This window comes from Adlercreutzia sp. CNCM I-6215 (genome assembly GCF_977072315.1).
Map to the genome: position 1 here is coordinate 101,345 of NZ_CDRVMA010000009.1, position 12,221 is coordinate 113,565.

General features: G+C 58.2%; 13 protein-coding genes. 10 read left to right on the forward strand and 3 right to left on the reverse strand.

The window, feature by feature from the left end; genetic code table 11:
• Positions 1–8: 8 nt before the first annotated feature.
• Together ACW4LP_RS08325 and ACW4LP_RS08330 are read right to left on the reverse strand one after the other, a co-directional pair.
• Positions 9–236, reverse strand: a complete 228-nt coding sequence (locus ACW4LP_RS08325) for a cation transporter (protein WP_114539425.1) — start codon at positions 234–236, stop codon at positions 9–11.
• 70 nt (positions 237–306) lie between these two features.
• The gene (locus tag ACW4LP_RS08330) at positions 307–711 is read right to left on the reverse strand and encodes an ArsR/SmtB family transcription factor (RefSeq protein ID WP_173114203.1); all 405 of its coding nucleotides are present in this window, start codon (positions 709–711) and stop codon (positions 307–309) included.
• A 308-nt stretch (positions 712–1,019) separates the two neighbouring features.
• Between ACW4LP_RS08330 and ACW4LP_RS08335 the strand changes: the two genes are divergently transcribed.
• The 10 genes from ACW4LP_RS08335 to ACW4LP_RS08380 all read left to right on the forward strand — a co-directional run bounded on the left by ACW4LP_RS08335 (position 1,020) and on the right by ACW4LP_RS08380 (position 11,227).
• Entirely contained in the window at positions 1,020–1,397 is a 378-nt protein-coding gene (locus tag ACW4LP_RS08335; protein ID WP_417177214.1) for a sulfurtransferase, read from the forward strand.
• A 174-nt stretch (positions 1,398–1,571) separates the two neighbouring features.
• On the forward strand, positions 1,572–2,447 hold the full coding sequence (locus tag ACW4LP_RS08340) for a tyrosine-protein phosphatase (RefSeq protein ID WP_417177213.1): 876 nt from the start codon (positions 1,572–1,574) through the stop codon (positions 2,445–2,447).
• Between the two features lie 178 nt (positions 2,448–2,625).
• Positions 2,626–4,230 carry a glutamine-hydrolyzing GMP synthase gene (gene guaA, locus ACW4LP_RS08345; protein ID WP_417177211.1) on the forward strand — a complete coding sequence of 535 codons (1,605 nt, stop codon included), beginning with the start codon at positions 2,626–2,628 and terminating at the stop codon, positions 4,228–4,230.
• Positions 4,231–4,599: 369 nt separating this feature from the next.
• Positions 4,600–5,604, forward strand: a complete 1,005-nt coding sequence (locus tag ACW4LP_RS08350) for a permease (protein WP_114539416.1) — start codon at positions 4,600–4,602, stop codon at positions 5,602–5,604.
• Positions 5,605–5,761: 157 nt separating this feature from the next.
• Complete coding sequence (locus ACW4LP_RS08355) at positions 5,762–6,706, forward strand: permease (RefSeq protein WP_455803713.1); 945 nt, start codon at positions 5,762–5,764, stop codon at positions 6,704–6,706.
• 51 nt (positions 6,707–6,757) lie between these two features.
• Positions 6,758–7,120 carry a thioredoxin family protein gene (locus ACW4LP_RS08360; RefSeq protein ID WP_302011318.1) on the forward strand — a complete coding sequence of 121 codons (363 nt, stop codon included), beginning with the start codon at positions 6,758–6,760 and terminating at the stop codon, positions 7,118–7,120.
• 97 nt (positions 7,121–7,217) lie between these two features.
• Positions 7,218–7,493 (forward strand): ArsR/SmtB family transcription factor, encoded by a 276-nt coding sequence (locus tag ACW4LP_RS08365; RefSeq protein ID WP_114539525.1) that lies wholly within the window; start codon positions 7,218–7,220, stop codon positions 7,491–7,493.
• A gap of 961 nt (positions 7,494–8,454) precedes the next feature.
• Positions 8,455–8,844, forward strand: coding sequence for a hypothetical protein (locus tag ACW4LP_RS08370; protein WP_157012439.1), 390 nt, complete (start codon positions 8,455–8,457; stop codon positions 8,842–8,844).
• Between the two features lie 154 nt (positions 8,845–8,998).
• Positions 8,999–9,679, forward strand: coding sequence for a DUF3800 domain-containing protein (locus tag ACW4LP_RS08375; protein WP_302011314.1), 681 nt, complete (start codon positions 8,999–9,001; stop codon positions 9,677–9,679).
• Between the two features lie 876 nt (positions 9,680–10,555).
• Positions 10,556–11,227 carry a Fic family protein gene (locus ACW4LP_RS08380; RefSeq protein WP_455803714.1) on the forward strand — a complete coding sequence of 224 codons (672 nt, stop codon included), beginning with the start codon at positions 10,556–10,558 and terminating at the stop codon, positions 11,225–11,227.
• Between the two features lie 116 nt (positions 11,228–11,343).
• Here the strand turns inward: ACW4LP_RS08380 and ACW4LP_RS08385 are convergent, their stop codons facing one another.
• Positions 11,344–11,829: a nitrilase-related carbon-nitrogen hydrolase gene (locus ACW4LP_RS08385; RefSeq protein ID WP_302011310.1), complete on the reverse strand. Its 486-nt coding sequence runs from the start codon at positions 11,827–11,829 to the stop codon at positions 11,344–11,346.
• Positions 11,830–12,221: the final 392 nt, after the last annotated feature.

A 12,221-nucleotide genomic window follows, 5' to 3' on the forward strand; every position in this document is an offset into this window, starting at 1 on the left:
GGGGAATCCTAACGGACGATGCGGCAGTCTTTCTCGTAGCTGGTGCAGACGGCCTGGGCGGCGTCGACAATGGCGGCTAGGGCCTCCTCGTCGGCGGCGTCCGCGTCGATCATCAGCTTGCTCGTCATGAAGCTGATGGATGCTTTGTTCACGCCGGGCAGCTCATTGATGCCGGCCTCCATCTTCGCGGCGCAGTTGGCGCAATCGAGGTTCTCCAGTTTGAATGACTTGCGCATGATGGTTCCTTTCAATGTTGTTCCCACTCGATAGTGGCGGGCGGTTCGGTGAATCGCAAGGGGGACAGGGTTACTCGCACACGTGGGTCATGCCCTGGGCGAGCATGGTGTAGACGTGGTCATCGGACAGGGCGTAGATGACGTTTTTGCCGTCGCGGGTGGCCTTCACGAGGCGCGCCTGCTTCAACGTGCGCAGCTGGTGGCTCACGGCGCTTTGGGTGCAGCCGACGGTCTCGGTGATTTCCGTGACCGATAGACCGCCGCCCATGAGCGCGAACAGGATCTTGATGCGGGTGGTGTCGGAGAAGGCCTTGAACAGGTCAGCCACATCGAACAGCAGCTCCTCGTCGGGCATCTCCGCGAACAGATTGGCCGTGGCCTCGCGATTGCAGCCGCAGGGGCAAGCCTCCAGCGATGCGCAGGCGCCCTCCACGATTTTGCCGGCTTCTTTCTCTATGGCTGTCGGTTCGCCCATCTTGACTCCTTGCAAACTATTAAACATATGAGCAACTGTTCATAAGTATAAACACCGCCATCGACCTGTCAAGGGGAGGAATAAAAGATCCCGTTTGGAAGAGCAACGGAAGGGGAAGCGTAACGGCTCCGTCGCCATCGGAAGGCGTGTCAAAGCTACCATTGAAGGCAGAAAACGCGATAGGGCGCAGTGTCGCATGCCTTTGTCTCGTGCACGATCCGGCTATCTCCCAATCATTGATACGAGGCGGGGAAGAAGGCGCGGATGGCCGTCCCATCGCGCCCGATGCGAATCTGAAAGGTGTTGCAATGAAGGCTTACCAAATCGTCGATGCCGACTTCGTGAAGCGCGAGATAGGACGCATGCCCATCGTGGATGTGCGACCGCCGCTGCGCTATGACACGGCCCATATTCCCTCGGCCATCAACATCCGGCTCGATGTGGCTGCTGCCTCGGACGACCCGGCCGAGGAGCTGGCCGAGATGTTCCAGGACAACGGCATTTTCCCCGAGGATGCGGTCATCGTGTACTGCCAGATGGGCGTGCACGCCAAGATCGCCTGCGATTACCTGGCGTCGGCGGGGTACAGCAAGCTGTATCTGTACGCCGGCAGCATGAACGATTGGATGCGCGACCCGGCGCGTCCTGTGGAGGCCTCGTCGGTTGCCTTCGCGAAGGCGTCCTAGGGAGAGCGCGAAGGCCTGCGACCGAGCGTTCGGCGCTGCCGATGTCGGCGCGTTCGTCGCGACGAAACGATGACAAGGGTCGTCTGCTTGTAGCGGGCGGCCCTTTGCTGTCCTACTATAAGCGAGAGATATCGATGCGGGTGCATCCCGCGCTCGCCGAGACAGGAGGCCGCCATGACCACGGAAGAGAAGCGCGTCGACGAGGAAAAGTCCTCGCCGCTGGATATGCCCGAGCCCATTCCCGGGTTCCCCGAATTCGGGCACATCCCCTTCGAGGGGCTGCATAACACGCGCGATTTGGGCGGCATGCCGGCGGCCGATGGACGCCGCATCGCGCCGGCGAAACTCATCCGCAGCGGGTGCCTTCACAAGGCGAGCGAGCAGGATCTGGCGCGGCTTGTGGGCGACTACGACCTGGCCGGCGTCATCGATTTCCGCACCCAGCTCGAGCGCGACAAGGAGCCCGACCCCCGCGAGTTTATGGAAGGCGTGGTCTTCTACGACTTCCCGGCGCTGTCCGGCGAGACTATCGGCATTACCCACGGCGCGGGCGTGGCCCAGGACTTGAAGACCTTCGCCAGCTACAACGCCAGTCCTCACGAGCTGGTGCGGGGCATGTACCCCCAGATTTTGCTGGACGACGCGGGGCGGGTTGCCTACACGTCGTTTCTCGAGGTGCTTTTGGAAGGCGACGGTGGAGCGTATCTGTGGCACTGCTCCGAGGGCAAGGACCGGGCTGGCCTGGGCGCGGTTATCGTGGAGCGGGCGCTCGGCGTGCCCGAGGCCTACGTGCGCGCCGATTACCTGGCCACGAACTTGTTTGCGCGCAACCGCGCCGAGGGGATCGTCGACGCCATCAGCAAGAAGCTGGGTCTCATGAAGGGGCTCGATGCGGACATCGACTCGCTGTTCTACGCCTACAACGACTACTACGACTGCGCCATGGCGGCGGTGAACGCCAACTACGGCTCCTTCGATGCCTACCTCGCCGAGGCCCTGGATTTCGGCCCCGAGAAGCGTCAGGCCCTGCGCGCGAAGTACCTCCGGTAGGTCATCCGGCGCTGCATCCCGCCATCTCGCTTGTCCGCCCGTAGGGGCAGACCTTGGTCTACCCTAATCTCCCAACCGCCCATTCCGCACTTTCTCGATATTTCACCTCGTAGAAATACCTCTGCGTGCGGGGAGGTGTAAAATCGCCCTCGAACATTTCGCGACCCAAGGAGGCATTGTGGCCGAGTCCGCTACCCCGGAACAGAAAGTCATCGTCGTCGATTTCGGCGCCCAGTACGGGCAGCTCATCGCCCGTCGCGTGCGCGATTTGCACGTGTATTCCGAAATCGTGCCCTGCGACATCACGGCCGAGGAGGTGCGCGCTATCGCACCGGCAGCCATCATCCTGTCCGGCGGCCCGGCGTCGGTGTACGCGGAGGACGCGCCTTCCATCGACCCGGAGATTCTCGCCCTGGGAATTCCCGTGCTCGGCTTCTGCTACGGGCAGCAGGCCATGGCCGTGGCGCTCGGCGGGGAAGTGGGCCACACCGAGAAGGGAGAGTACGGCCCGGCGGTCATCACGCGGGCGGGCGAGTCGGCACTGTTCGACGGCACTCCCGGCGAGCAGACCGTGTGGATGAGCCACCGCGACGCCGTGAGCCGCGTGCCCGAGGGCTTCTCCATCACGTCGCGCACCGAGGTGTGCCCGGTGGCGTCCATGGAATACCCCGAGCGGCGCCTGTTCGCCACGCAGTTCCATCCGGAGGTGCGCCATACCGAGTTCGGTCAGACCATGCTGCGCAACTTCCTGTTCGGCGTGTGCGAGCTTGAGCCGGACTGGACTATGGATTCCATCATCGACGATTCCATCGAGGCCATTCGCGCCGAGGTGGGGGACGACCGCGTCATTTTAGGCCTTTCGGGCGGCGTGGACTCATCCGTGGTGGCGGCGCTGTGCGCTCGCGCCATCGGCAAGCAGCTAACCTGCGTGTTCGTGAACCACGGCTTTCTGCGCAAGGGCGAGCCCGAGGAAGTGGAAGAGGTGTTCACGAAGCAGTTCGACGTGGACTTCATCCACGTGCACGCCGAGGAGCGCTACCTGGAACTTCTGCGCGGCGTGACCGATCCGGAGGAGAAGCGCCGCATCATCGGCACGCAGTTCTGGAAGGAGTTCTTCGCCGTGGCGGAGGATCTGGCCCAGGATGGGCGCCCGGTGAAGTACCTGGCCCAGGGCACCATCTACCCAGACATCATCGAGAGCGGCGCGCGCAAGACCGGCGGGAAGGCGAGCACCATCAAGTCGCACCATAACTTGATTCCGTTCCCCGAGGGCGTGCATTTCGACCTGATCGAGCCTTTGGACCACTTCTTCAAAGACGAGGTGCGCGCGCTGGGCACGGCGCTCGGGCTGCCCGACTACATCGTGCACCGCCAGCCCTTCCCGGGGCCGGGTTTGGCCATCCGCATCATCGGCGATGTGGACGCCGAGAAGCTGAACACCCTGAAAAACGCCGACGCCATCGTGCGCGAGGAGCTGGACGCCTACAACGAGCGTCTGTTCGTCGAGACGGGCGAGCGCAACAGCGAGCACAGTGTGTGGCAGTACTTCGCCGTGCTGCCCGACATCAAGTCCGTGGGCGTCATGGGCGACGAGCGCACCTACGCCCGCCCGGTGATCCTGCGCGCCGTAGAAAGCTCGGATGCCATGACCGCCGACTGGGCCCGCCTGCCCTATGACGTCCTAGCCCGCATCTCCGGCCGCATCGTAGCCGAAGTCCCCGGCGTGAACCGAGTGGTGTATGATATCACCAGCAAACCGCCCGCAACGATCGAGTGGGAGTGAGTTTTACCAGTTCAGAGGCGCTATTTTGCTTCACCATTACTTTCTAATTCTTTGTAAAACTGTGTAATTCTCCACAAGGATTTTGCAAGCCACTCGATTATCCTCTCACTCTCGATTTGATTGAAAATGACCCGTCAAAGCCTTGACGGGTCTTTCTTTTCCCGGTTCCAATACTGTATATTGGCGGCTTCTGGAGTGCTGTGCCTAGAGACAATGTTTCAAATATGCGCTTAGATTTCAGATTCCTTAGCTTTATAACTTTGAATTGTTTTAAGAATCCAGCGATTCATAGACTATACATTGACACATTTCAATGTATGAATATACTAAGCGTATTACATAGACGGTTATCGATGTAAAGGATTTATAATGGAAGTGGTCGGCTCGTACCTTATGGATCAGGTGCTCAAGATGCAGTGGCTTTCGGATCTTGTGACCATGCTCGTGGGCGCATTCGGTTTGGACGTCAACTCCCAATGGGGAGGCACGATACATTTCCTCATCTACGACACCGTCAAGATAGTCATTCTGCTCTGCGTGATGATCTTCATCATCAGCTACATTCAGAGCTACTTCCCGCCCGAGCGCAGCAAGCGCATCCTGGGGCGGTTCAAGGGCATCGGCGGCAACATCGTAGGTGCTTTGCTTGGCACGGTGACGCCGTTCTGCGCCTGCTCTTCTATCCCGCTGTTCATCGCGTTCACGCGCGCGGGGCTCCCGCTCGGGGTGACGTTCTCCTTCCTCATCTCGTCTCCCATGGTGGACATCGCCTCCATCATCCTCATCATGAGCATCTTCGGCCCGCACGTGGCCCTCATCTACACGGTGGTGGGACTCGTGATCGCAGTGGCGGGGGGTACCGTCATTCAGCACCTCCACATGGATGACCAGGTGGCCGACTTCGTGCGCGGCGAGGCGGTGGACGCCGTGCAAGCCGAGACGATGACGAAGCAGGAGCGCGCGACCTACGCACTCGGGCAGACGGCGGAGACTTTCAAGAAGGTGTTCCCCTTCATCCTCCTGGGCGTCGCCATCGGCGCGCTCATCCACAACTGGATCCCGCAGGACATCGTCGAGGCGGTCTTGGGCGACGGCAACCCGTTTGCCGTCGTGCTCGCGACGCTCATCGGCGCTCCCATCTACGCCGACATCTTCGGCACCATCCCGATCGCCGAGGCGCTCTTCGGCAAGGGCGTGGGACTCGGCACCATCCTCGCGTTCATGATGAGCGTCACCGTGCTCTCGATCCCCTCGCTCACCATGCTCTCGCGCGTGGTGAAGCCGAAGCTGCTCGCCACGTTCGTCGGCATCTGCCTTATCGGCATGATCATAAGCGGGTACGTGTTCAACTGGCTGCAGCCATTGTTCGTTTAGGAGCTCTTATGTGCAGGTGCAAGAGAAGACATAGATGCAGGTCGGTGTAGGCCTCCCGGGTTTCAATTGACGACCGTATAGCTGATTCGATTGATTGCGGCCGATGGGCTTTGGGCCATACCCCTTCCCATCGGCATGCGAGCCCAAGGAGGCATAGATGTTCGACAACTTATTCACCGTGGAGAACCTGCTCAACGTTCTGGGCGCGTTCGCCTACCTGTTCGGGGAGCTCTTCCTGCTCTTCATCGCCATAAGCTTCTTCGTGGCCCTGTTGCAAGTGTGGGTGTCGAAGGACCGCATCAAGCGCATCCTCTCTCGTCCCCACAAGGTCACCAACGCCGTGCTCGGCGCGGCGCTCGGGGCGGTGACGCCGTTCTGCTCATGCTCCACCATCCCCGTGCTGGTGGGGCTCTTCAAGAGCGGCGCTCCGTTCTCGGGAGCCATATCGTTTTTGATGACATCGCCCATCCTCAACCCGGCCATCATCGCGCTTTTGCTCGTGTTCTTCGGGCCCGTTCCCACGCTGGTTTACACCGTCATCACCTTCACGTTCGCGGTGTGCGTGGGGCTTCTGCTCGACGCTCTCGGGTTCTCCCGCTACATCAAGAACGTCGCCGTCAAGGGCGGGTGCTGTGGAGGCGACGAGGTCACCTGGGAGAACCTGAAGGGGACGTTCTGGCAGAAGCAGGCTCAGGCATGCAAGTACGCCTTCAAGGACGCCATAGGGCTGTTCAAGGGGGTCGTCGGGTGGCTGCTCCTCGGCGCGGGCATCGGAGCCTTCATCTACGGATTTGTTCCCACCGAGCTTCTGGAAGGGCTTGCCGGGGCGGACAACCTCTGCGCCATCCCGCTTGCCGCCGTGATCGGCATCCCCATGTACATCCGCGTGGAGACGATGATCCCCATCGCGGGGATCCTCATGGAGAAGGGCGTGTCAGCGGGCGTCGTCATCGCGCTCATCCTGGGCGGCGCGGGCTGTTCCATCCCCGAGGTGTCGCTTTTGAACAGCATATTCAAGAAGCCCATGGTGGTGACGTTCGTGCTGTGCATCCTGCTGGTGGCCATAGGCACAGGCTTCGCGTTCACACTCGTCATGCCCTAGCGGCATGAGAAGCATATAGCAATGAAGGCCCATTAGAGAAAGGATAGGAAGATGGGACTGTTCGGAAAGGTGCTCGGCAAAGAGGACAAGAAAGATAGCTGCTGCTGCGACATGGAGATCGTGGAGGTACCCGAGGGCGAGGAGGCACCTGCGGCATGCGAGTGCGATTCATCTGGGGCGGATGCAGTCGTGCTGACCGTGCTGGGGCCGGGATGCAAGCGCTGCCACCAGCTCAACGATAACGCGCAGGCCGCCGCATCGAAGGCGGGCGGCGCGGTGAGCGTGGAGTACGTCACCGACCCGGTAGCGATAGCCGAGGCGGGCATCATGGCTACGCCTGCGCTTCTCGTGAACGGCAAGGTCGTCTCGCAGGGCAAGGTGCTCGCGCAATCGGAGATCGAGGAGCTCCTGTAGGCGGAAGCCGCTATCTGACGGGGTGCGTTCTGCGCTTGACAGCCGTAACATCCTGATTGAATATATAGATAAGCATCAATTTCTAAGGTTTGGAATCATGGAGACAGAGAAGACAGCGCTGCTATTCAAGGCTCTCGGAGACGAGAATCGCTTGCGTATCCTAAAACTTGTATCCCAAGGAGAGGATCTCTGCGCCTGTCGTATTCTCGACGAGCTCGACATCACCCAGCCCACCTTGTCTCATCACATGAAGATATTGAAGGATGCCGGTCTGATCAGCGCTAGGAAGCAAGGGCGCTGGATGCACTACTCGATCAGCGAGAACGCAATCAACAAGGGCGTTGAGTGCCTACAGCGTTTTCGAACGGAATAGGCACTCTAATTCGCGACTAGTCTAGTTCATGGAAGCTGCTGGAGGCTTTTCTTCTGCTGAATGGCCGAGGGCATCCCTCGGCCTTTCTTATGCTCTGCTATCTCTGCCTTGACCTAAGTCAGTCTAGTCTCCGCAGAACAATGGCTCTCGCATGGCGGCTAATGGCTTGGATGTGATGTTTTACAGTGATTTGGCCTTCGGAGACACTGAACTCATCGTGAACTCACTTTGAACTCATGGTTTTTCGTTTGCGCAGTTCAGGACTTTACACCCATAGTCTGTTTTTATTCCTGCGTTATTCCTGGGTATAAATGTGAGTCCTGTATAATGGGTAGTTGAACTCAACATAAACATGTGCAGAGAGTTTCGGCTGGTCAGACAAAGTGTTTTCTAGTTTTCTTATTTACTCCCTCATGCTAAGACTAGAGATTGCGAAATAAGTGAGTTCAAATTGGTACTAGGAATGCTCGACACTAGTCGGACATCCTATGATGAGGTGATACGAAATGACTCTGCTCGAACAATTATCCGCCCCTAAAACTATCGAGTGGGAGTGAGTATTACCAGGTCAGAGGCACTATTTGGCTTCACTAGCTTCGCGGCAAGGAGGCCATAGATGCCTGCCTGTTCTAGTTTTCTCGAAGTGTCGCCTGCTCAGGGCCACTGTGACAATTTGTCACAGTGGTTCAGGAGGGTCTTTTGATGGGCTGGATAATAGCGATACTTGTCATCGGGTTGGCAATAGCCGGATTGGTTGGAGGAGCTGTCTTGCACCCGCTACTCTACGGTCTGTTCATCGCCTCGATACTGATTGTTCCTCTATGGCTCGGGTCTTCGATCGTCTACGGCATCATAGATGCGATCTTCGGAAAGAGGCGATAGGCCATAGGGTGTGCAAAAGTGGCTCTCCGTGCCTGCCGTTATAATTACATGTGAAGGAACCATAAACGAGGGAAACAGCTTGGCCGACATCAGATGCAGGAGATTCTCGGACATTCTCAGAACCAAAGAGGATCACTACCCATATTCAGACAGGTACATAAGCGAGGTTCACGACTCGTCCACCAAGACGGGAAGGACCGAGCGCGAGCACATGGTCGAATGGTTTCGCGCGAACGAGACCAAGGGAAGCGGTTCGTACAGCAGGCAGACTCCGAACTCCAGCGCGAGACGATGCTGCAACAGCCTGATGAACGCTGCCTCGCTCCTCTGGATCGCCGAGGCTGTCGGTATAGACGAGCTTACCGTGAAGATTGCATATGAGGCTGCTGTTGGTGCCGGAGATTATCGCCGAGCATGCGGGGCGATTCGAAAGATCATCACCTGGGATATGGTCTACGCCTGCGTATAGCCACGAGAGGTCACGATTTCGTGTAGGGCGGAATTGCCTGTTGTCGCAGGAGCTCGCAGGCCTTATAATGTTCAGCAACGGACTGGTCGAATAGATCTTGGTCCACCCTGCGGCGGGGATATTCCCCGCCATTTCTATATCTAGGAGCAATACCTTGTCTGACCTTGGGATATTCATCGACGAATCTGGAGACGTAGGGTCGAACTCCGAGTTCTATCTGATCACGATGATACTCCATGACCAAGCATCGAGCATCGAACAGCAGGAACAAAAGCTTTGCTACGAGCTCGATCTTCTGGATGTGCATCCTGAAGAAGCAGTCCACTCCGGTCCCATAGTCCGCAAAGAGGACGAATGGAAGGACGTCGATCTCGAAAAGCGCCGCAAGGTCTTCTTCAAGATGTTCTCGTTCATGAGGCTTAGCCCTATCAGCTACAAGACGTTTTCCGTCAGGAAGAGGGAATGCGCCGACCGGTTCGCGCTGAGGGGGCGGCTCGCAAACGAGCTGGGCTCTTTCCTGAGGGACAACCTTGCTTTCTTCCAGGGATTCGAGTCGGTCATCGTGTACTACGACAACGGTCAGGCTCTTGTCACGGACCTCATCAACACCGTGCTTTGCGCGTATCTGACGAATGTGGATGTCCGCAAGATAGCTCCCTCCGAATACAGGCTGAGCCAGGCGGCGGACATGGTCTGCACGCTGGAGCTTATGCGGGAGAAATCTGAAAATGGCGCGGGCATGAGCAAGTCCGAGCTCATCTTCTTTGAGAGCAGGCGAAGGCTCAGCAAAGTGTTCCTGAAGACGCTGAAGGGACTGGAGTTTCCCAAGAGCTAGCTCACGGGGGAACCGAGCCTCTCGTGGCATTACCGCCGCAGCTCCACCCGGAGCGCGCGTCTTCGCAAACGAGTGCTTGAGATTGGAGAATTACCATGGAGTCACCCAGGGTCCTGCCAGAAGCGGGCAACAGGGTTCGATTCGAATTCGACGGAAACCTCGTCTCCGGCACCGTTTTCGTCGTCGATCCTAGGGGCGGCGGCGTTTGTTTCGGTGTCTGCCCCAGTTGCGATGTGAGAGCCGATGACGGCACGCTTCACAAGCATGTCCCCATCAACGAGGTCGTGCCTTTATCGGTTGAGCAGAGGTAAGTTGGCGACCTCCCTTCGCCGCATGCTGGATCTGGGCGGCAAATGGGCAGTCGATGCATGCTGCTAAGCGGTTTGGGGCGATTTTGCTCTGCGAACCGGCTCATAAAGACCCTGTACTCACTTGGAACTCACTTTGTACTCAGCGTTTCACGTTCTGCCTGTTCAGGCCTTTACACCCCTATGCTGAATTTATTCCTGAGTTATTCCTGGTAATAAATTTGCGGAGTAAACGATCGGGATCTCGGCATTTTTGTACTCAGCATTTTCGAAATAGGAGAAAACACCTGTTCACAGGTGCTTTATTGTAACGCCGTATTTATTCCCTTTCCGAGGTGTGTAAAACGGGATTTAAGGTGAGTACAAAACGATACTGTTGATTTGCTTAACTAGGTGGACGTCATGATGCAGGTTGGACGACATAACATGATTTGATACGTATTGTACGCCTGACGGCAAAAACTACGATTGAGTGGGAGTAGGGGTTCTCCTCTTTCCTTTGACGCTTGATCACCCTAGCGGGTGCTCTCCGTAACGAGGGCACCCGCTTCATTATGAGGAGCGCCCCGTGGATGCCCTGCAATTCACGCGCGATCACCAGGCTTATTTCGAAGACTACGTGACACGCAGCACATACCACTCGAACGCCATCGAGGGCAGCACGCTGTCCTTTGCCGAGACCTATGCCATCCTCTGGAACGACAACACCATGAAGGTGACGGCCACGGCTCGCGAGCTGTACGAGGCGATCAACCACAAGTACGCCCTGGCCACGGCATCGGAAAACATGGACGACCCTCTTTCGGAGCGGCTTGTCAAGGCTATAGCGCGGGATATCAACCGCAACATAAGCGGCATCGACGACTATCGTCACGGCCAGGTGATCGTCCGCGGGGCGGAGCACCTGCCGCCGGCCGCCAATCAAGTGAACCAGCTCATGATGCAGCTCGTGTACGAGTACAACCACGACGAGGGAGGAGACCCCTTCCTGCGTGAGGCCCGCTTCCATATCCGCTTCGAGAGAATTCATCCCTTCGAAGATGGCAACGGGCGGACGGGTCGCATCCTCGTAAACCGCGGGCTCATGCGAGCCGGTCTCGCTCCGGTAGTGATCCCCGTGGAAGAGCGCGCCGCCTACATGGACTTGCTGGCGCGCAGCGACTACGACGGCCTGGCCGCCATGCTGCGCCGCCTGTCTGAGGCGGAGACCGAGCGTATGGAAAGATTCGCCGAGCTATAGCAGCGTTTGGAACAAGTGGAGAAAGCTATTCCACCTTCTGAAAGTACTTCCTCATGAGCTCCCTGGGGATATGGCAGTAGTCGTTGGGGAACTTGTCCAGGTGGTTCTGGTGCGCCCTAGCGCCCAGGGAAGTTGGAATTGCGGAGGGTGCGGCCCGATGCCGCGCGAAGACGACCTGGGCCGCACCCTCCGGGTGGCGAGATTCTACTGAACTTCGAACTGGATGTCCTCGTAGGAGAGGCCCTCGGGCACTCTTCCTCGCCGAGGATGAACACGGGCTTCTGGCGGCTCGCGTCCACGAAAAGCTGCATGTTCCCCGGCGTGGAGTAGTGGCCAGCCGGGTCCATGAAGTACTTGGCGACCGGGATGAGCCCCAGGTCGATGTCGGCGACGAGCACGCCCTCCGCGTCGTGCTCCATCTTGGCGATGACCTGCCCCGTGGGGCTGATGATCCGCGTGAACCCGTGACCGTAGGCCATCGCCTGGCGCTGCGCGTCGGAGCGGCAGAGCTTCTCCTCCATCTCCGGCGTCCAGATTTGGCTGGCGCACAAGGTGAACGTCCCCGTCGCCCGCACGATCATCTCGTTTGAGGTTGCCTTCATCTTGCGGTACCTGCCCAGAAGATTGCCGGACGATCCTAACAATATATCGACGCAAGGCTCGGTCGACCTGTTCAAGATCATGGAGACGCGCGAGGACTGTAGCGCGACTGTTATCGGTTCGGAGTTTGAGCTCGCCGAGCAATATTTGTGTATCGAAGGCGAGCTGATGATCAACCCTGTTCTCAACTGCATAGCGACTGGGGCTCTCTGCATCTATCGTGAGAACTCGAACATACGCGAGTGTTTTTTTTAAGAAGAAGGGAGGTACGTGGAGATACCAGAAATAGCTTGTTTGAGTAGTAACCCTCTCCGGTACCAACAATCAGCAGAATCTGGTACCGCCAGTCAGCGGGCTTGGTACCCTGGGTAAGATAAATTGGTACCGCCGCCCA

Coding starts and splice junctions, on each gene's coding strand:
- ACW4LP_RS08355 (WP_455803713.1), top strand. CDS start 5,762: ATGTTCGACAACTTATTCACCGTGGAGAACCTGCTCAACGTTCTGGGC.
- ACW4LP_RS08385 (WP_302011310.1), bottom strand. CDS start 11,829: ATGAAGGCAACCTCAAACGAGATGATCGTGCGGGCGACGGGGACGTTC.
- ACW4LP_RS08360 (WP_302011318.1), top strand. CDS start 6,758: ATGGGACTGTTCGGAAAGGTGCTCGGCAAAGAGGACAAGAAAGATAGC.
- ACW4LP_RS08330 (WP_173114203.1), bottom strand. CDS start 711: ATGGGCGAACCGACAGCCATAGAGAAAGAAGCCGGCAAAATCGTGGAG.
- ACW4LP_RS08335 (WP_417177214.1), top strand. CDS start 1,020: ATGAAGGCTTACCAAATCGTCGATGCCGACTTCGTGAAGCGCGAGATA.
- ACW4LP_RS08340 (WP_417177213.1), top strand. CDS start 1,572: ATGACCACGGAAGAGAAGCGCGTCGACGAGGAAAAGTCCTCGCCGCTG.
- ACW4LP_RS08365 (WP_114539525.1), top strand. CDS start 7,218: ATGGAGACAGAGAAGACAGCGCTGCTATTCAAGGCTCTCGGAGACGAG.
- ACW4LP_RS08350 (WP_114539416.1), top strand. CDS start 4,600: ATGGAAGTGGTCGGCTCGTACCTTATGGATCAGGTGCTCAAGATGCAG.
- ACW4LP_RS08325 (WP_114539425.1), bottom strand. CDS start 236: ATGCGCAAGTCATTCAAACTGGAGAACCTCGATTGCGCCAACTGCGCC.